Origin of the sequence: Enterobacter sp. AC1 (genome assembly GCF_050434705.1) — a bacterium.
In the GTDB taxonomy this organism is placed as follows: Bacteria; Pseudomonadota; Gammaproteobacteria; order Enterobacterales; family Enterobacteriaceae; genus Enterobacter; species Enterobacter cloacae_L.
The window spans coordinates 260606-280073 of record NZ_JBNDIZ010000005.1 but is presented as its reverse complement, the minus strand read 5'-3'; the positions used below and the strand labels follow the sequence as shown (position 1 = coordinate 280073).

20 protein-coding genes are annotated in these 19468 nt (G+C 55.5%); 14 read left to right on the top strand and 6 right to left on the bottom strand.

Annotated elements, in window-relative coordinates:
* Positions 1 to 66 precede the first annotated feature (66 nt).
* The 5 genes from uhpA (at position 67) to M2433_RS16265 (ending at position 5632) form a co-directional block, all read left to right on the top strand.
* Positions 67 to 660 carry a transcriptional regulator UhpA gene (gene uhpA, locus M2433_RS16285; RefSeq protein WP_042714360.1) on the top strand — a complete coding sequence of 198 codons (594 nt, stop codon included), beginning with the start codon at positions 67 to 69 and terminating at the stop codon, positions 658 to 660.
* Positions 657 to 2162, top strand: coding sequence for a signal transduction histidine-protein kinase/phosphatase UhpB (uhpB, locus tag M2433_RS16280; protein ID WP_429055211.1), 1506 nt, complete (start codon positions 657 to 659; stop codon positions 2160 to 2162). Before uhpA ends, uhpB begins: the two co-directional genes overlap by 4 nt.
* Entirely contained in the window at positions 2155 to 3474 is a 1320-nt protein-coding gene (locus M2433_RS16275; RefSeq protein ID WP_429055214.1) for an MFS transporter, read from the top strand. The genes uhpB and M2433_RS16275 overlap by 8 nt, the downstream gene beginning before the upstream one ends.
* 132 nt (positions 3475 to 3606) lie before the next feature.
* Positions 3607 to 4998 carry a hexose-6-phosphate:phosphate antiporter gene (gene uhpT / locus M2433_RS16270; RefSeq protein ID WP_429055216.1) on the top strand — a complete coding sequence of 464 codons (1392 nt, stop codon included), beginning with the start codon at positions 3607 to 3609 and terminating at the stop codon, positions 4996 to 4998.
* Between the two features lie 181 nt (positions 4999 to 5179).
* A complete protein-coding gene (locus M2433_RS16265) occupies positions 5180 to 5632 on the top strand; it encodes a DUF1198 domain-containing protein (protein ID WP_059311562.1) in 453 nt (150 codons plus the stop codon).
* On the opposite strand, the gene M2433_RS16260 is transcribed toward M2433_RS16265, so the two are convergent.
* A complete protein-coding gene (locus M2433_RS16260; protein WP_045285316.1) occupies positions 5629 to 6549 on the bottom strand; it encodes a LysR family transcriptional regulator in 921 nt (306 codons plus the stop codon). The genes M2433_RS16265 and M2433_RS16260 overlap by 4 nt on opposite strands.
* Positions 6550 to 6736: 187 nt before the next feature.
* On the opposite strand from M2433_RS16260, the gene M2433_RS16255 reads away from it, so the two are divergent.
* Genes M2433_RS16255 through M2433_RS16220 form a run of 8 tightly spaced genes read left to right on the top strand, consistent with a single transcriptional unit; the run spans position 6737 to position 12661 of the window.
* Complete coding sequence (locus M2433_RS16255; RefSeq protein WP_063430882.1) at positions 6737 to 7348, top strand: hypothetical protein; 612 nt, start codon at positions 6737 to 6739, stop codon at positions 7346 to 7348.
* A 10-nt stretch (positions 7349 to 7358) separates the two neighbouring features.
* Entirely contained in the window at positions 7359 to 8135 is a 777-nt protein-coding gene (locus tag M2433_RS16250; RefSeq protein WP_059311560.1) for an AfsA-related hotdog domain-containing protein, read from the top strand.
* Positions 8128 to 8961 carry a hypothetical protein gene (locus M2433_RS16245; protein ID WP_429055220.1) on the top strand — a complete coding sequence of 278 codons (834 nt, stop codon included), beginning with the start codon at positions 8128 to 8130 and terminating at the stop codon, positions 8959 to 8961. The genes M2433_RS16250 and M2433_RS16245 overlap by 8 nt, the downstream gene beginning before the upstream one ends.
* 7 nt (positions 8962 to 8968) lie before the next feature.
* Entirely contained in the window at positions 8969 to 9193 is a 225-nt protein-coding gene (locus M2433_RS16240) for a tautomerase family protein (protein ID WP_047347457.1), read from the top strand.
* A gap of 3 nt (positions 9194 to 9196) precedes the next feature.
* Positions 9197 to 9847 carry an HAD family hydrolase gene (locus M2433_RS16235; protein WP_429055223.1) on the top strand — a complete coding sequence of 217 codons (651 nt, stop codon included), beginning with the start codon at positions 9197 to 9199 and terminating at the stop codon, positions 9845 to 9847.
* A 21-nt stretch (positions 9848 to 9868) separates the two neighbouring features.
* On the top strand, positions 9869 to 11089 hold the full coding sequence (locus M2433_RS16230) for an MFS transporter (RefSeq protein ID WP_429055225.1): 1221 nt from the start codon (positions 9869 to 9871) through the stop codon (positions 11087 to 11089).
* Complete coding sequence (locus M2433_RS16225) at positions 11076 to 11489, top strand: carboxymuconolactone decarboxylase family protein (RefSeq protein WP_429055226.1); 414 nt, start codon at positions 11076 to 11078, stop codon at positions 11487 to 11489. Before M2433_RS16230 ends, M2433_RS16225 begins: the two co-directional genes overlap by 14 nt.
* Positions 11486 to 12661: an acetyl-CoA C-acetyltransferase gene (locus M2433_RS16220; RefSeq protein WP_429055228.1), complete on the top strand. Its 1176-nt coding sequence runs from the start codon at positions 11486 to 11488 to the stop codon at positions 12659 to 12661. The genes M2433_RS16225 and M2433_RS16220 overlap by 4 nt, the downstream gene beginning before the upstream one ends.
* 67 nt (positions 12662 to 12728) lie before the next feature.
* Here M2433_RS16220 and M2433_RS16215 read toward each other — a convergent pair whose 3' ends face one another.
* Positions 12729 to 13727: an aldo/keto reductase gene (locus M2433_RS16215; protein WP_429055229.1), complete on the bottom strand. Its 999-nt coding sequence runs from the start codon at positions 13725 to 13727 to the stop codon at positions 12729 to 12731.
* Between the two features lie 207 nt (positions 13728 to 13934).
* Between M2433_RS16215 and nepI the strand changes: the two genes are divergently transcribed.
* Positions 13935 to 15125, top strand: a complete 1191-nt coding sequence (gene nepI / locus M2433_RS16210; RefSeq protein WP_059311553.1) for a purine ribonucleoside efflux pump NepI — start codon at positions 13935 to 13937, stop codon at positions 15123 to 15125.
* A 90-nt stretch (positions 15126 to 15215) separates the two neighbouring features.
* Here nepI and M2433_RS16205 read toward each other — a convergent pair whose 3' ends face one another.
* The 4 genes from M2433_RS16205 to M2433_RS16190 form a co-directional block, all read right to left on the bottom strand.
* A complete protein-coding gene (locus M2433_RS16205) occupies positions 15216 to 16121 on the bottom strand; it encodes a DMT family transporter (RefSeq protein ID WP_429055230.1) in 906 nt (301 codons plus the stop codon).
* A gap of 145 nt (positions 16122 to 16266) precedes the next feature.
* Positions 16267 to 17646 carry a carbohydrate porin gene (locus M2433_RS16200; protein WP_429055232.1) on the bottom strand — a complete coding sequence of 460 codons (1380 nt, stop codon included), beginning with the start codon at positions 17644 to 17646 and terminating at the stop codon, positions 16267 to 16269.
* A gap of 137 nt (positions 17647 to 17783) precedes the next feature.
* Complete coding sequence (locus M2433_RS16195; protein ID WP_028015653.1) at positions 17784 to 18086, bottom strand: PTS lactose/cellobiose transporter subunit IIA; 303 nt, start codon at positions 18084 to 18086, stop codon at positions 17784 to 17786.
* 5 nt (positions 18087 to 18091) lie between these two features.
* Positions 18092 to 19468: a glycoside hydrolase family 1 protein gene (locus tag M2433_RS16190; protein WP_429055235.1), complete on the bottom strand. Its 1377-nt coding sequence runs from the start codon at positions 19466 to 19468 to the stop codon at positions 18092 to 18094.

The window sequence follows — 19468 nt, the reverse complement described above, 5'->3', positions numbered from 1 at the left end:
GCCTTTCGCTCTTGTAGGCCGGATAAGCGCAGCGCTATCCGGCATTTTCAGACCGCAGGAACACACATGACCACCATCGCTCTTATCGACGACCACCTTATCGTCCGCTCCGGCTTTGCCCAGCTCCTGAACCTCGAACCAGATTTTCAGGTCGTGGCCGAGTTTGGCTCCGGTCGCGAGGCGCTGGCGGGCCTGCCGGGGCGCGGGGTGCAGGTCTGTATCTGCGACATCTCGATGCCGGATCTCTCCGGGCTGGAGCTGCTAAGCCAACTGCCGAAAGGTATGTCGACGATTATGCTGTCAGTCCACGACAGCCCGGCGCTGGTCGAGCAGGCGCTCAACGCGGGCGCGCGCGGCTTCCTCTCTAAACGCTGTAGCCCCGACGAACTGATCGCCGCGGTGCGTACGGTCTCCACCGGCGGCTGCTATTTAACGCCGGATATCGCCATCAAGCTGGCGGCCGGACGTCAGGATCCGCTCACCAAACGCGAGCGTCAGGTTGCGGAAAAACTCGCGCAGGGAATGTCGGTAAAAGAGATTGCCGCCGAGCTGGATCTGTCCCCGAAAACCGTGCACGTTCATCGCGCCAACCTGATGGAAAAACTCAACGTCAGCAACGACGTCGAGCTGGCGCGCCGCATGTTCGACAGCTGGCAATGAGTCCCGTCTTTTCGCGGCTGATCGCCGTCGCCGCCAGCTTCTTTATCTTCTCCGCCGCCTGGTTCTGCCTGTGGAGCATCAGCCTGCACCTGGTAGAACGCCCGGAGCTGGCTGTACTGCTCTTTCCCTTCGGCCTGCGTCTGGGCTTAATGCTCCAGTGCCCGCGCGGCTACTGGCCCGTTTTGCTCGGTGCTGAATGGCTGATGCTGGTCTGGCTGGCGCAGGAAGTCGCCCTCGCGCACCTGCCCTTATTGATGACCGGAAGCGTGCTTACGCTTCTCCCGGTTGCGCTGATTTCCCGCTACCGTCACCAGCGCGACTGGCGCACGCTGCTGCGTCAGGGTGCGGCGCTGATTGCCGCCGCGCTGCTGCAGTCGCTTCCGTGGGTCGGCGAGAAGGAGATGCTCAACGCCCTGCTGCTGGCCCTGACCGGCGGCCTGACGCTCGCGCCGACCTGCCTCGTTTTCTGGCACTACCTCACCAGCACCGTCTGGCAGCCGCTCGGCCCGGCGCTGGTTACTCAACCGGTGAACTGGCGCGCCCGGCACCTCATCTGGTATCTGCTGCTGTTTGTGGTGAGCCTGTGGCTACAGCTTGGCCTGCCCGCCGAGCTTTCGCGCTTTACGCCGTTTTGCCTGGCGCTGCCGATCATCGCCCTGGCCTGGCACTACGGCTGGCAGGGGGCGCTGATCGCCACGCTGATGAACGCCATCGCGCTGATTGCCAGCCAGACCTGGCACGATCATCCTGTGGACTTACTGCTTTCCCTGCTGGCCCAGAGCCTGACCGGGCTGCTGCTCGGCGCGGGCATTCAGCGCCTGCGCGAGCTGAACCAGTCCCTGCAGACCGAGCTGGCGCGCAACCGGCGTCTGGCGGAGCGCCTGCTGGAGACGGAAGAGAGCGTGCGGCAGGAGGTCGCCCGCGAGCTGCACGATGATATCGGCCAGACCATCACCGCCATCCGCACCCAGGCGGGCATCGTCCAGCGTCTGGCAGCGGAAAACGCCGGGGTGAAGCAGGGCGGGGCCCATATCGAACAGCTTTCGCTGGGGGTCTATGACTCCGTTCGCCGCCTGCTGGGACGGCTGCGTCCGCGCCAGCTTGATGACCTGACGCTGGAGCAGGCGGTACGCTCCCTGATGCGCGAGATGGAGCTGGAAAGCCGCGGGATAGTCAGCCATCTCGACTGGCGCATCAATGAAGTTACCCTGAGCGAAGGTCAGCGCGTGACGCTGTTCCGCGTCTGTCAGGAGGGGCTGAACAATATCGTCAAACACGCCAGTGCCAGCGCGGTCACGATCCAGGGCTGGCAGCAGGACGAGCGCCTGATGCTGGTGATTGAAGACGATGGCTGCGGCCTGCCGCCGGGCTCCGGCCAACAGGGCTTTGGCCTGGCGGGCATGCGCGAGCGCGTGAAGGCGCTGGGCGGCACGCTGAATATCTCCTGCACCCACGGGACGCGCGTCAGCGTCAGCCTGCCGCTAAGGAGCCACCATGTTTAAAACCCCCGCGAATGCCGCGCCGATAGGCAACAAAGCGGAAATCGACGCCCGCTACCGCTACTGGCGTCGCCATATCCTGATTACCATCTGGCTCGGCTACGCGCTGTTCTACTTCACCCGCAAAAGCTTCAACGCCGCCGCGCCGGAAATCCTCGCCAGCGGCGTGATGACCCGCACCGATATTGGCCTGCTGGCGACGCTGTTTTACATCACCTACGGCCTGTCGAAGTTCTTCTCCGGCATCGTCAGCGACCGCTCCAACGCGCGCTATTTTATGGGCGTCGGGCTGATCGCCACCGGCGTGGTGAACATCCTGTTTGGCTTCTCCACCTCGCTCTGGGCCTTTGCCCTGCTGTGGGCGCTGAACGCCTTTTTCCAGGGCTGGGGCGCGCCGGTCTGCGCCCGCCTGCTCACGGCGTGGTACTCGCGCAACGAGCGCGGCGGCTGGTGGGCCGTCTGGAACACCGCGCATAACGTCGGCGGGGCGCTGATCCCGATGGTCGTGGGAGCCGCAGCGCTGCACTACGGCTGGCGCGCGGGGATGATGATTGCCGGTGGCCTCGCGATTGTCGCCGGGCTGTTCCTCTGCTGGCGCCTGCGCGACAGGCCGCAAACCGTCGGCCTGCCGGCGGTGGGTGACTGGCGGCACGACGAGATGGAGATTGCCCAGCAGCAGGAAGGCGCGGGGCTGACCCGCAGAGAGATCCTCACTAAGTACGTGCTGAAAAACCCGTACATCTGGCTACTGTCGCTCTGCTACGTGCTGGTCTACGTGGTGCGCGCGGCCATCAACGACTGGGGCAACCTGTACATGTCCGAGACGCTGGGCGTGGACCTGGTGACCGCCAACTCGGCGGTGACGATGTTCGAGCTGGGCGGGTTTATCGGCGCCCTGGTGGCGGGCTGGGGCTCGGATAAGCTGTTCAACGGCAACCGCGGCCCGATGAACCTGATTTTCGCCGCCGGGATTTTGCTCTCCGTCGGCTCGCTGTGGCTGATGCCGTTTGCCAGCTACGTGATGCAGGCGGCGTGCTTCTTCACCACCGGCTTCTTCGTCTTTGGCCCGCAGATGCTGATCGGCATGGCGGCGGCGGAGTGTTCCCACAAAGAGGCGGCCGGCGCGGCGACGGGCTTTGTCGGGCTGTTTGCCTACCTCGGCGCGTCGCTCTCCGGCTGGCCGCTGGCGCGGGTGATCGACATCTGGCACTGGAACGGTTTCTTCGCGGCGATCGCCATCGCGGCGGGGATTTCCGCCCTGCTGCTGCTGCCGTTTTTGAACGCGCAGGCGCCACGTGAGGTGAACGAAGCGTGATGCGTCTCACCTTTTCACCCCGAATAGCGCAAAACTAAGAAATTTTCCCGGTTTTACCTGGACGCTGTCTCAGGCATCTCTCCCGGCTGATTTTTACAATGCTGCAAAAATCAGCTCAGGAGTAACTCAGTCATGCTGGCCTTCTTAAATCAGGTGCGCAAGCCGACCCTGGATCTGCCGCTCGACGTGCGGCGCAAAATGTGGTTCAAACCGTTCATGCAGTCTTATCTGGTGGTCTTTATCGGCTACCTGACCATGTACCTGATCCGCAAAAACTTTAACATCGCACAAAACGACATGATCTCAACCTACGGGCTGAGCATGACGCAGCTGGGGATGATTGGCCTGGGCTTCTCCATCACCTACGGCGTGGGGAAAACCGTTGTGTCTTACTACGCGGACGGCAAAAACACCAAGCAGTTCCTGCCGTTTATGCTGATCCTCTCCGCCATCTGTATGCTCGGCTTCAGCGCCAGCATGGGCACCGGCTCCGTTAGCCTGTTCCTGATGATCGCCTTCTACGCCCTGAGCGGTTTCTTCCAGAGCACCGGCGGGTCATGCAGCTACTCCACCATCACCAAATGGACCCCGCGGCGCAAGCGTGGTTCGTACCTCGGCATGTGGAACATCTCCCACAACCTCGGGGGGGCGGGTGCGGCAGGCGTGGCGCTGTTCGGCGCGAACGTCCTGTTCGACGGCCACGTGATCGGCATGTTTATCTTCCCGTCGATTATCGCCCTGATTGTCGGCTTTATCGGCCTGCGCTACGGCAGCGACTCCCCGGAATCCTACGGCCTCGGCAAAGCTGAAGAGCTGTTCGGCGAGGAGATCAGCGAAGAGGACAAAGAGACCGAAGAAAACGAGATGACCAAATGGCAGATCTTTGTTGAGTACGTGCTGAAAAACAAAGTGATCTGGCTGCTCTGCTTCTCGAATATTTTCCTGTACGTGGTGCGCATCGGTATCGACCAGTGGTCGACCGTATATGCCTTCCAGGAGCTGAAGCTCTCTAAAGAAGTGGCGATTCAGGGTTTCACCCTGTTCGAAGTGGGCGCGCTGGTCGGCACCCTGCTGTGGGGCTGGCTCTCTGACCTCGCCAACGGCCGTCGTGCGCTGGTGGCCTGCATCGCGCTGGCGCTGATTATCGCCACCCTCGGCGTGTACCAGCATGCCAGCAACCAGTACGTTTACCTGGCGTCCCTGTTCGCGCTCGGCTTCCTGGTGTTTGGTCCGCAGCTCCTGATCGGCGTGGCGGCAGTCGGCTTCGTGCCGAAAAAAGCGATCGGCGCCGCCGACGGGATTAAAGGCACCTTTGCTTACCTGATCGGCGACAGCTTCGCCAAGCTGGGTCTGGGGATGATCGCCGACGGCACGCCGATTTTCGGCCTCACCGGCTGGGCGGGCACCTTCGCCGCGCTGGATGCGGCAGCCATCGGCTGTATCGTCCTGATGGCGATGGTCGCGGTACTGGAAGAACGTAAAATTCGCCGTGAGAATCGTGTGCAGAAATTAAAAACAGCCTGAGTGTGCAGGTAACTTCTTTGCCCGGTGGTGTGTGATGCCGGGCTTTTTTACATTTATACCTTGTCGCGTTAACCCCGTTTATCCTCGTCTTCAACTTCTTTTCAGCACAGTATTATGGTTCTGCCCGCTGTTGACGCCCTGCGTTTCTCGCTATGATGAGCGGCTATTCTAAGGAGAACGCATGGTCTGGATAATGCTGGCAACGCTTGCCGTGGTGTTTGTGGTGGGATTTCGCGTCCTGACCTCAGACTCCCGCCGCGCAATCAAACGCCTGAGCGAACGTCTGGGGATGACCCCAATGCCGGTCGAGTCGATGATCGACCAGTTCGGTAAAACGCCCGGCAATGAGTTTATCCATTATCTTGAACGCCCCGACGAGGCGCATTTGCAAAACGCCGCGCAGGTGCTGCTGATCTGGCAGGTCTGCATTGTCGACGGCAGCGAGGAGAACCTGCACGCCTGGCACCGTATGCTGCGAAAAGCCCGCCTGGCGGCGCCCATCACCGATGCGCAAATTCGTCTGGCGCTTGGCTTTATGCGCGAGATGGAGCCCGATCCGCAGGAGCTGAATGCCTTCCAGCTACGCTATAACCAGCTCTTCCTGCCGGAAGAGGGGGTGTTTTACCTGCATTAAGCCGTTTTTCCGCACAGGATATTTTGAGCGTTAAGAATCTCTTCTCTGTTTTCATTGAGGCGGGTGGCGGCATAGATATCTATGTTTAACCTTTTTGCCTCCGCGTCTGTGAGTTCACGGTAGCAAAGTCCTTCCTGATTAAAGGTGCATTTCGACTGAGGCAGTAGCGCAAATCCTTTCCCTCTTGCGATACGGCTTAGCATCACGAGGGTATCATCCGGCTCTTTTATCCGCTTCAGCGGCGTTTTCAGCGTATCAAAGTAGCTTTCGCATTTGTCGTAGAATGACGGGTTGGCACTTCTGGAAAACCAGAAAATGGGAAGATCGCTAATATCCTCCAGCGCGACTTTCTCTTTCAGGCTGGCAGGATGTAAAGAGGGCATTGCGATGAGCAACGGTTCCTGGCAGACCCAGCGGTATTGAACAATGTCTTCATGACCCGTTCCTTTTTCACCGGTCAGCACCAGATCCAGCATATTTTTAGACAAGCTTTGCAGCAGTTGGGCAGACGTCAGGTCCGGCGTTTCGACATCATCTCCTGCGTTCATTTTTTGAAGCTGGGTATTCACGGGTTCAATATATTCAAAATTAAGCGTCCGCGTGAGTCCGATTCGCAGGCTCGTTTCAGAAGAGAGAGGATCTTCTTTTAGATTACTGATGTCTTTAAGTATTTTTTCAGCCTGAACAACCAGCGCACGACCTGCTTCAGTGAGGCTGACGTCATGCGTGCTGCGGCTGAACAACTGACGTTTCAGAACCGCTTCAAGGCACTTTATCTGACGCGTCAATGGCGGTTGAGTCATGCGCAGACGTTCGGCAGCCTTACGGAAATTCAGTTCATGTGCAACAGCGAGAAAGCATTGTAATTGTTTGATACTGGGCAGGTTATTGCTGATTAAATGTTCTGCTGTGGCCATACGTGAGTCCTGAATGCGAAAAGGTATTTAGTCTTTTTTCGATTTCGATATTACACGCTAAATGCAGGCAGCAAAACCCGTTTTAACAGTAATACAAAAAATATATTACAAATTTAACAATTCCAATTGTTTCCTGTATTGATAAATTTCTATCCGAATCCTCACTCAATCAATATTCGGAGTAATTATGTCGTCTAAATATGTACTGGTATCACGCTTCCCATTAAAAAATGCTTTTTCTGAAAAAGAATTCACTTCATTAAAAAGCAATGAAAACGTTCGCTACTATTCCTGCGAAGAAAACGGTGTTAATGAATTGCTGGAACTGCGCGCATTCAACGATATTAAAGAAATTGCGTGGGTTGAGAGTGAAATGGAATCCATGTTCCATCGTTTCTCTGATGTTCTTTCTGCCGATATTCGTCGCGAATTACTTAAGTTTGTTGAATCCCCGATCGATAATAAAAAGAACTTACCAGAATCAACTTACATCCAGCTTCGTCACGTTGAAGTGCCTGCGCATAACTATCAGCAGTACCGTCAGTGGCGCGATGAAACCATTTTTAATGTGGTAAGAGATAACAAAGACAAGATTGAAAGTTTCGAAGCGTTTCATTCTCTGATCAGTGGCGTTCCGGGCGTAATGTTTATCTCCTCATTCAATGGCGATAAAGCAGCATATAAAGAAGCATTTACCAATGCGCGTTACCAGGAAATCATTCAGCAGGCCGGCGACAACTTTATCACTGGCGGCAATGACGGCCTTTATACTCGCATCTACCGTGCTTGCTGTTGTTGAGGAACAATGAATGAACTGTAAAAAGTTGGTTGTTGTTGGCGATAAATTTAATGAATTTGCCAACGGTAAAGATGTACTGACTATATCTCAGCTTGAATTATTGACTCAGATCCCAGCGAATATCATTGATAAAGAACACGAAATTATTGTTGGGCAGGGCGTGCGCAAGGATTTTGCCGGGAAAGTAATTTCAAACCAGGCAAGAAATGCAATTCATGGCAATAAACTAAAAATGTGCTCTCTGGAAAAACTGGTTAGCGACAAAAAAAATGCACATTGCCATAAAAAACTGGAACAGAACGTACTTATAGGACCTGCGGAACAGGCTGAGCATAACCCTGACCTTTATGCGATGCCTCTGTTAATCGACGAGCGTTGCGAATTGATGGCGGATCACCAGACGGGCCAGCATATTCAGGGAATGCTGCTGGTTGAAGCCAGCCGACAGGCCTTTATCGGCGTCACCGAAGAGTTTATTTACCAGCAGGAAAGTGGGCGCTATTACGTCATTAATAGCATGGCGATCAATTTTGCCAGTTTCCTGTTCCCTTTACCGGCGCTGGTCCATTTTGAGTTTCTGGAAAAAGATATTAACGATCGTCGGGGGCGTTTCAAGGCTCAGGTACGCGTCACGCAGCACCAAACGCTTTGCGCGACAATGGATGTATCGTTCACCGTCTATCCTTCCGCCCTGATTACAGAGAAAGAAAAATCTCTGGCTGAGGTTGCCATGCAGGCGGCCATCGTTCAGCAGCAAGGGGTGGCTCAGGGGGTAACGCATGCCTGAATTACGTAGCCAGAAATACCGTCTGGCTGCGACCACGCAGGGGCCGCTTTACCCCCCTGCGGAGGTCATGGACGGGAAGGGTAATTTTGTCGTGGTCGGCATGGTGCCCGGGGATAACGGTCTGCAGTGGCGAAGCGTCATTGTCTCACCGGACAGCGTGCTCCCGGCATTTGGGAAAATCGCACCCTATAACATTCTGTGTGATATAGAGAAAATGCCTCAGGACGCGTTGAAGGACATTATTCTTCATACTCTTCCTTTACCCATTCCGATGAACAACTATCGGATGATTTTCGCACCGGAACAGCGGCCGCACGCCAACAAAGAAAAGAGGCCGAGCGTGCCGCTTCATGACGGCTATATCGCGGATTATCGCAGCAGCGATGGAAAGCGAGACATCCAGCCTGTCACCCTCGCTGCCTGGCTTGCGGCAGAGGGAAATTTTGACGTCACGCTGTCCGAAGATAAAAAACGAGCACGGTTCACGTTTTCGTTCCGGAGTCTTGTTCCGGATAGCGTTTATACCGTGATGAGCCTCAGGGAAAACGATTTAGCCTCTGAGGCACCGAGCAGGCCTGGCCCGCTGGGCATACCCAACGTATTTATAACCGATAGCGAAGGTAATGCCGAATATTGGGCTGAGCTAACCGATCCTTTTCCGGCACCGGAGAGGAAAGGAAACAGAATTATTAACGTAGTCGTACTTTATATGAGCTCGCGTCAGAGCTACGGCGGTGCAATTGGTTTTTACGGTCTTGGAGGCGATATCCATGCCCATTTAAAACTCAAAGGCCGTTCCTTCGATGAATTTACAACTATAGAGTGAGAAAAGTATGCCGTTTGTTCATGTGATGACCTGGCCGACGAAAGATGAAAATCAAATCATCAGGCTTCAGGAAGATATTACGTTTGCCGTTCACAAAAATACAGGTGCACCGCTGGATAAAATTTCCGTGGTGGTTTCTGAAATTCCGCCTTCCCGTTGGGCGGATGCTGGCGTGCCTGGTACGGATAAAGATTTCCCGGTTAAGAGTCGAAGAAAAAACTACGAGGAATAGGCTTTGCGTAAACACGCCGCATTTTTTGACGTTGATGAGACGCTTATAAATATTAAAAGTATGTTTGATTTTTATGATTTCTGGTGCAGGGAAAATAATCAACACGATCGTCTTCAACGCTTTATGTCTCGCTTTCGTGCCGACGTAAAAAACGGTGTGCCAAGGGAGACGCTGAACCGAGAGTATTATCGCCAGTTTAAAGGTGTATCTCGTCGTTATCTGGACGAAATGGGTGAGGAATGGTTCAGGCATAAGCTGGAAAATGAGTTTTTTATTGATAGCGCCGTTGCAGCACTTAAAAAACATCAGCGCCAGAATATGTACACCGTATTTATATCTGGCTCTATGCTCCCGATTCTTTCACCCATTGCGAAATACCTTGGGGTAACGGATGTACTCTGTGCGCCGGTCATAATAAATGAAGCAGGTGAGTTAACGGGTGAAATCGGCCTGCCGCAAACCATTGGAACGGGTAAAAAAGACGCGCTTATGACGTTTTGCCGGGATAAGGAAATTAACCCGGCGGATTGTTATGCCTACGGTGACGATCTTTCGGATATTCCAATGCTCGAAGCCATCGGGCATCCCGTGTGTGTGGGAGAGCATTCCGCGCTTACCAGATATGCAACAGAAAAAAATTGGCAAATTATTTAAACTATCATTGAGGTAAGTAGTATGACTTCAGAACTCTCTTTGCAAAATATGACGTTAAGGTCATGGCTTGCTTTATTCATTCTGGCTATTTCAACGTTTACTATTGTTACTACCGAACTGGCGCCGGTCGGATTATTAACGCCAATCGCAGAGGGGCTACAGTCTTCGGAATCCGCGGTGGGCATGACCGTGTCGCTTTATGCCTGGGTGGGGGCGTTGAGTGCGCTGTTTGCATCCGTCTTTTTAGGCAATGTGGCCAAGAAACGCCTTTTACTCGTGCTCACCGTGGTGCTTCTGATCTCCAACATCATGGCCGCGACGGTAAACACCTACAGCATGCTGCTTAGCGCCCGAGTGCTGGGTGCGCTTGCTCACGGTGCATTCTGGGCGATGATCGGCGCAACGGCGGTTGCTATCGTTCCTGCCAGATATATTGGGGCGGCGACGTCAATCGTATTTGGTGGCGTCTCCGCAGCAAGCGTTTTTGGCGTGCCGGTATCCAACTACATTGGTATTCACTTCGGCTGGCGGCAGGCCTTTTGGCTGATGGCCGCGCTGAGCGTAATTGCCTTTGTGGGTATTAGCGTGCTTGTTCCCCAGATCACCAGCAAAAGTGCGCTTGGCCTGAATGCGCTTAAAGGCGTGCTGAAATCGTCTACCTTGTGGAAAATTTACTCCGCTACCCTGCTGGCCGTTACGGCCCACTTTGCCGCCTTTACGTACATTGAACCCTGGCTGCACACGCAGAGTTTACTGTCCACCGCCTTTATTCCCGCTGTGCTTTTTGTTTACGGCATCGCGGGTCTGGCCGGTAACTTTCTGACCGGCGTGTTGATTGATAAGTATCTCAAGCTGACGGTCTCTTTGTCTGTACTGCTGATCTGTGCAGTGCTGCTGTTCCTGGGCCTTTCAGGTTCCTCGCTCTCTGCTGCGTTGATATTCATCAGCATGATTGTCTGGGGCGTTGCCGTGTCAGGAATATTTGTCGGCTTCCAGACGTGGGTTTTACGTATGGCTGAAGATAAAGCTTTCCCGGCCTCCGCAATCTACGTTTCGTTTTTCAATACCGCCATTGGTATTGGCGCGTCGGTCGGTGCCTGGATGGTTTCAGCATTTTCAATGCCGCTGCTGTATATCGTCGCCGGCACGGCCATCGGCCTGTCCGTTCTGCTTGTCGCGGTTATTCCTGCAACGTTGACCGCAAAACAGTCCCCACTGGAGAAATCTTATGAGTCAAATTAATGACCGCACGCGCTATGGCAGAGAGATTATGGACCGTCTTGAAGCGGGACTTGCGGATAAAGTCACCCGCCGCCTGAGGGAGCTGGACCCGGGGCTGCCCGCCCTGATTACCGACTATGCGTTCGGGGATGTGGTGGGGCGTCCGGGACTGGATCTCAAAACGCGCGAAATGCTGACCGTCGCCTCGCTTGTGACGCTGGGTAATGCCATGCCGCAGCTGGAACTGCATATGAGAGGCGCGCTCAACACAGGCGTGACGCCGGAAGAGCTGCTTGAAATCGTGATTCAGATGGCGGTGTATGCTGGCGTTCCCGCCTGTATGAATGGTCTTACTGCATACCGGGCGGCAATGGCCGCGACGGGTCATACCTTGCCAGGACTGAAAGGGGAAGACGCATGAGCGAGGTTGTCATTATTGCAGCCCGCCGCACGGCGACGGGCGCATTTCAGGGCGCGCTTGCGGAGCATTCCGCCTCTAACCTGGGAAGCCGGGTCATTCAGGCGCTCCTGAAAGAATCTGGCGTAGAGGCCAGTGATATCTCTCAGGTCATTATGGGGCAGGTACTTACTGCGGGGTGCGGGCAGAATCCGGCCCGGCAGTCGGCCCTGAATGCCGGATTACCGGTAGAAACGCAATGTCTGACAATCAATAAAGTGTGTGGGTCCGGGCTTAAGGCGGTCCATCTAGGTATGCAGGCGCTTCAGACGGGTGAGGCTGAGTTTGTTATCGCCGGCGGTCAGGAGAGTATGTCCAACGCGCCGCATATCGCCATGACGTCGCGTAGCGGAACGCGGCTGGGTGATATCACTCTCAAAGATAGCCTGGTTTCTGACGGGCTCTGGGATGCCTTCAATGATTATCATATGGGTATCACCGCTGAGAATGTTGCAACGGAGTTTGGTATCAGCCGCGAAATGCAGGATGAGTATGCCCTTGCCTCTCACCACAATGCGCTTGAAGCGCAGGCGCTCGGCATTTTTGAGCGTGAAATTGTTCCGGTTGAGTGGCTGACGCGAAAAGGCGAAACGATTAGCGTGGAGAGGGATGAAGGGCCGCGTGCAACCAGTATTGAAAAATTGACGAAGCTGAGGCCTGTCTTCCGAAAAGAGGGAACGGTGACGGCGGGAAATGCGTCATCGCTGAATGACGGTGCCGCTGCGGTGCTGCTTTGTACGCGTGATACCGCCGAAGCGCGTGGCTTGCCGGTTCTGGCTTCGCTGGGCGAGTTTACCAATTCCGGTATCCAGCCGGCATTAATGGGGGCAGCCCCGATTCAAGCCATTGCCGACTGTCTTTCCCGCTCGGGATGGAAGCCTGAGGATGTCGATCACCTTGAATCCAACGAAGCGTTTGCCGCCCAGGCGCTGGCGGTGATTCAGCAGGCTGGGATTTCCCCGGATCGTATCAATCCTTACGGCGGGGCCATCGCGCTTGGGCATGCGATAGGTGCATCTGGCTGCCGGATTTTGGTGACGCTGGTTCATTCCCTGGTCCGTAACGACGGCAAGCGCGGCGTCGCCGCACTGTGCGTAGGCGGTGGGGAAGGCGTTGCGTTGAGCGTTTATCGCTAACGGTACGGCGTATCTGTAGACATAAAAAAACCGGGGAAACCCGGTTTTTTTATTTCATGATGAGGTATCAGGCGTTCACGCCCTTCATACCCTCGGCGGAATAGCGATCGCCTTTGATCGCTATCCGGCGATGAAGGTTGTTCAATGATTCAATATCATTCATCTCAAGCACAATGTCGGCAGCTTGCGCATTCTCGGTCAGATAGTTGAGGTGCTTAGTGCCAGGAATGGGCACAAGGTTATCGTATTGTGCTAACAGCCAGGCAAGGGCAATCTGACCTGCGGTACAGCCGTACTTCGCCGCCAGCGGGTGGATGACATCGAGCAGCTGGCGATTATGATCGAGGCTGGACTGAACAAAACGTTCATTATTTCTACGGAAATCACCTTCTGCAAACTCGCTATTGTTCAGGTATTTTCCCGTCAGGAAGCCTCTGCCAAGAGGCGAGTAAGGCACCAGACCGATGCCTAACTCTTTCACGACCGGCAGAATGCTTTCCTCAATATCGCGTGTCCACAAAGAATATTCCGTTTGCAGCGCGGTGACCGGATGTACCGCATGGGCCCGTTGCAGCGTTGAAGCCGACACTTCGCAAAGGCCGATGTGGTTGATCTTGCCCTCTTTAACAAGGGTGCGCAGACAATCCATACTCTCTTCGACCGGTGTTTCGTTGCTCAATCTGTGAAGATAAAAGAGGTCGATTCGCTCCACGCCAAGCCGCTTGAGGGACTCATTACAGCAGCGGATGATATAGTCAGGCGTATTGTTGATGGTGCGGGCGTAAGACTCGTCAGGCGAGCGGTCGATGCCGCACTTCGTGGCTATTTTGAACTGCTCGCGAGTGCTTTTATCCAGCCCGGCAAGAAAATGACCGATTAGTCTTTCATTATGACCACGGCCATATAAATTTGCGGTATCAATAAACGTCACGTTCAGATCGATGAGGCTATGCAATACCTGCAGTGAGGCTTTGTCATTAGTCTGGCCATAAAATTCACTCAGACCCATGGCACCATAGCCGACAGCACTGACGGTAAGATTTTGAGATAAAGTACGTGTTTTCATAGTTTCTCCTTTTCAGACGCTATGATTGTTTCACCTCAAATGTGGATACTGAATTTTCATTTTCGTTATGCTGAAAAGGTATCAGTCGACGACGCTCTCCCTCCTGGCTCATTAAAAACGTCAAAAGTTGTCTAAACGTTAAATTCGTCACACTTTTGATGATAAACTGCGCGACTTTTCCGCACGTTTTTATCTTCAGGTGACACCATGACAGAACATATCCAGCCCTCGACCAGACCGCAGACCAAAGAGGTTACTCGCCCCAACTGGTCGGCGGTTTTTTCCGTGGCGTTCTGCGTCGCCTGCCTGATTACCGTTGAGTTTCTGCCGGTGAGCCTGCTGACGCCGATGGCGCAGGATCTGGGCATTTCCGAAGGCGTGGCGGGGCAGTCCGTTACCGTCACCGCCTTTGTGGCGATGTTCGCCAGTCTGTTTATCACGCAGGTGATTGGCGCGATTGACCGCCGTAAAGTGGTCATTCTTTTCAGCGTTCTGCTGACGCTCTCCTGCCTGCTGGTCTCTTTTGCTGAAAGCTTCACCCTGCTGCTGCTGGGGCGCGCCTGTCTTGGCCTGGGGCTCGGCGGCTTCTGGGCGATGTCGGCCTCGCTCACCATGCGCCTGGTGCCGGCGCGTACGGTGCCGAAGGCCCTGTCCGTTATCTTTGGTGCGGTCTCCATCGCGCTGGTGATCGCCGCGCCGTTAGGCAGCTTCCTCGGCGGGATTATCGGCTGGCGTAACGTCTTTAACGCGGCGGCGGTGATGGGGCTGCTGTGCATTATCTGGGTGTGGAAAGCGCTGCCGTCGCTGCCGGGCGAAGCGGCGCACCATAAGCAGAACATGTTCGCGCTGCTGAAGCGCCCCGGCGTGCTGGCGGGGATGACCGCCATCTTTATGGCCTTTGCCGGGCAGTTTGCCTTCTTTACCTATATCCGCCCGGTGTTTATGACTATGGCCGGTTTTGACGTCGACGGCCTGACGCTGGTGCTGTTGAGCTTCGGTATCGCCAGCTTTGTCGGCACCTCGCTGTCGTCGCAGTTCCTGAAACGCTCCCTGAAAGTGGCGCTGGCGGGTGCACCGCTGGTGCTGGCTGTCAGTGCAGCGGTGCTGGTGCTGTGGGGCAGCGATAAGTGGGTAGCCTCTGCGATTGCGATTATCTGGGGCTTTGCCTTTGCGCTGATCCCGGTCGGCTGGTCGACGTGGATCACCCGAACGCTTGCCGATCAGGCGGAGAAAGCCGGGTCGATTCAGGTGGCGGTGATCCAGCTGGCGAACACCTGCGGCGCGGCGGTGGGCGGCGTGGCGCTCGACCATCTGGGGCTGACGTCACCGCTGGTGATTTCCGGCACGCTGATGCTGCTGACGGCGCTGCTGGTGGCGGGGAAGGTGAAGGCGAAGTAGTAAATTCCCCCCTCACCCTAACCCTCTCCCCGCAGGGGAGAGGGGACTGCTCGGTGCTGTCTTTTCACCCTCGCCCCTTTGGGGAGCAGGCTACGCCGATGCCTTAACCCTTCTACGCGAATCCATCGAAATCAGCACCACCGACGATACGATCAGCAGCGTGCCCAGCCAGTCCGGCAGGGTGAACGCCACGCCCAACAAAATCACCGACAGTAACGCGCTGCTCAGCGGTTCGGCGCAGCTCAGAATGCTCGCCTTCGGCCCGCCGATCATCTGCGCGCCTTTCAGATACAGGCTGAACGTCAGCGCGGTGCCAATCACCACCAGGTAGAAGAACGCCAGCAGCAGGCTGCCGTCGATCGTGAAAGTGGTGCCGCGTCCGGCGTAGAACGGGGTCAGCATCAATCCGGCAATCAACATACTCCAGCCGACAATCGGCAGCGTGCCGTAGCGGGCAATCAGCGTTGACGGATACGTTGTGTAAAACGCCGCGGCAAAGGCCGAGGCGATGCCGAAGAACAGCGCGGCAGGGGAGATGGAGAGCGACGTCGGATCGCCGTGGGTGACCAGCAGGAAGGTGCCGACAAGCGACGTCATGATGGCCGACAGGACAAACACGCCGGGGCGCTTTTTCCGCGCCAGCGCGAACCACGCCACGATAATCGTCGGCGACAGAAACTGCAGCACGGTGGCGGTCGCAGCGTTGGATTTTTCAATCGTCAGCAGGAAGGTGAGCTGCACGGTAAGCGCGCCGACCAGCGAGAAAATCAGCAGGCTGATGGCGTCTTTGCGATGTTTGATGACCGAGAAAATCTTGTCGCCGTGAACGAAGGATAAGGTCAGCAGGATCACGCCGGTAAACAGCAGGCGAACCATGGTCAGATAAGGCGAAGAAATGTGGCTTTTCTCCATGATGTACTGCGCGCAAACGCCTGAACTTCCCCATAAAACGGCGGCGATCAGGACGTTTAGCATCCCTTTACGTGTGGAACCCATGTTCTCCCCTGCAATGTTGTCGTTAATTCGGTCAACAGCATAGCATGGTTGTGTGCGGCCTGATGCCCTCACCCCGGCCCTCTCCCACGGGGAGAGGGAGCAAACACGAAAAACGGCAACGTTGCGTTGCCGTTTTGCTTTTGCCTTAGAACCACGCCTCCCACATCGCGCCGACGTTGAAGTCGTCGAGCGTTTCGTCTTTGGTGCCGTTCACGCGCGCGGTGCGTTCGTTATCCACTTTGCCTCCGGTGACGTAGAAGCGCAGCATCGGACGGAACTCCGGCCCCATGGCGATGGACATGTTCTGCGAGAGCGTCAGCTTCCAGCCCTTGTTGTCGCCGCCGTTATCGTAATCCACATGCTGCCAGCCCGCTTCCAGCCAGGTGGAGTGAACGTCGTTCCACCAGTGCATCGGACGCACGATGGCGTTGTAGTTCTTGCGGTTGTCGGTCTTATCACGGCTGTTGTCGTAGTCGTGGAAGGCGAGGATGTACTCCACCTGCGTGGCCTGGGTGAATTTGTACAGCCCTTCGAAGCTGGCGTAAACCGTGGTCAGATCCTCGGTTTTGTTGAACACGCTGTTGTCCGCGTTATCAGAGTAGCGGGCAATCACCTTGTTCACGCCGCTGTCGTTGGTGTGGCTTAGCACCACGCCGCCCTGCCAGGCGTTCAGACGCTCGTCGCTCTCCACCGCCTTGGAGTCAAAGCCGTAGTTGGCGTACAGCTCTATGTCGATCGGGCCGAGCTTCATGCCGTGGATTTTCGAGGTGGCCGCGTAGTTGCCTTTGTCGCCCGTGCCGGAACCGCCGGTACAGGTGATGCGCGACGGGTTAGCCTCATCTTCCATCACTTCCGGACTACAGGATTCCACGGCCGCCACGGCCGCGACGTCAAACTGTACGCCGCCGATGTCGAAGTTCTTCACCCCGGCGCCCTGGCCGTCGTGGTTCATCCAGAAGTAATCGTTGATGCCCTGCTGCGGACGCTGGTGGAAGTCGCGACCGGCCCAGAAGTAGGCGTTCGGGTTAGACGCCATAATGTTGGTCACCCCGGCGTAGGCCTTTTTCAGGTTAACTTCGTCGCCCCAGTGGTCGATCATCACGTTGATATCCCAGATGGCGCCGTTTTCACCCTTGAAGGCTTTGGAGAGCTGGAATTCACCGCCGTTGCCTTCGTTACCCAGACGACCAATCGCGGACGCGCCGTTATAGGAACCGTCTACCGCCACGTATTTCTGATCGGCGGCCTGGAAGTGCGCGCCGTAGCGGGCGTAGCCGGTAAACTTGATGCCGAACGGAATCGCCATATCCGGTGATTGTGCCGCGCTCTGCGGCTCCGTCACCACGTCGGCTTTTTTCGCGACTGCCGCATCCATTTTTGCCTGCCGCTCGGCCAGGGCTTTATCTACCGCTTTCGCCACAATGGCGTCGATTTGCTCCTGCGTGAATTCCTGTGCGAGCACGGAAATTGGGCAAAGCGCGGCGATAACCGCCATGGTTAATGGAAGTTTTTTAATCGTATTCATGGTTATCTCAATATAGTTTAATTTTATTCAGACAATAACCATCCCGCTCCGATCTGACAGAATATGTCGCTATCATCAGAACAAGTGGAATTCTATTTAAGGTCCAGAGGTATTGCAGTAATTTATTTCGCCATAGACTATCTCTGATATAAATGAATAATTTCTTCAGACAATTCACGCGCTAATAACGAATTCATTAAATGATCCTGCGCGTGCACCATGATTAACGTCATCGGCTGGCGGGCTTCACCCGCATCCTGCTCGATCAGTTTGGTCTGCATCTTGTGCGCCTGGCGCGCGTAGCCATCGGCTTCGCGCAGCAGGCTTTTGGCTTCGTCAATGTTGCCCTGACGCGCCGCGTGCAGTGCCTCAAAGCACAGGCTGCGGGACTGACCGGCATTGACGATAATTTCCATTACGGCTTCTTCTAATACGATCATCACAATTACTCTCTGTCAAAGCTGTTATTCAACGCGGTGGCGGCAAACCACTCTCCGCTCTTTTTAAGGGTGCGCTGCTGCGTCTCAAGATCGAGCTGGATAAATCCGTAGCGATTTTTATACGCATTGCACCACGACCAGTTATCAATAAATGTCCACATATGGTAGCCAAGACAATTGCACCCTTCGCTAATGCCCTTATGCAGCCAGGTTAAATGTCCGGAAATAAAATCAATGCGGTATTGATCGTTAATCTGACCATTTTCAATAAAGCGCTGCTCGTTTTCGACGCCCATGCCGTTTTCAGAAATAAAGCAGCGAGGGTTACCGTAATTGTCGCGCAGGTTAACCAGAATATCGTAAATACCCGGCTCGTAGATTTCCCAGCCGCGGTATGGGTTCATCTTGCGGCCCGGCATCTCGTAGCTATCAAAGAACCACTCCGGCATAAACGGCGCCTGCGGGTTCACCGCGCTGTCGCGACACTTCACGCGACGCGGCTGATAGTAGTTCACGCCGAGCAGGTCGATTTTCCCTTCCGCAATCAGGAAGCCGTCTTCCGGCTTGCAGGCGGGTAATTGATCGTAGGATTTCAGCAGCGCCACCAGGTCTGCCGGGTATTCGCCGCGCAGGACCGGGTCGAGGAAGCTGCGGTTAAACATCAGGTCTGCGATGTGCGCTGCCTTCACGTCCGCTGGGTTCTGCGAACGCGGGTATGACGGCGTCAGGTTGAGCACGATGCCGATTTCCCCCGCGTAGTGTCCGGCGCGGTAGGCCTGCACCGCCTTCGCATGGGCCAGCACGGTGTGATACGCCACGGTGGCTGCCCGACGAAAATCCACCACGTTCGGATAGTGGAAGTCGTACAGATAACCGCCTTCCACCGGCACGATCGGCTCGTTGAAGGTAAACCAGTGCAGCACGCGGTCGCCAAACAGCTCGAAGCACATCTGCGCATAGCGGGCGTATGCATCCACCACGTCGCGGTTTTCCCAGCCGCCGATCTCCTGCATCGCCATCGGCATGTCGAAGTGGAACAGGGTGATGAACGGCGTGATGCCCTGCTCATTCAACTCATCAATGACCTGATTGTAAAAATCGACCGCTTCCGGGTTCACTTCACCGATACCGTCGGGGATCAGGCGCGCCCAGCTAATCGAGGTGCGAAAGCTGTTGTGGTTCAGCTGCTTTAACAGCTGAATGTCCGTTTTCCAGTGCTGATAAAACGTGGAGGTCTGCTGCGGCCCCACGCCGTTGTGAAAACGGTTCGGCTCGCGGGCAAACCAGTAATCCCATGTGGTTTCGCCCTCTCTTGCCCCTTCGGTCTGGAGAGCGGAGCTTGCGCTGCCCCACCAGAAGTTATCGGGAAATGCGTATTTCAT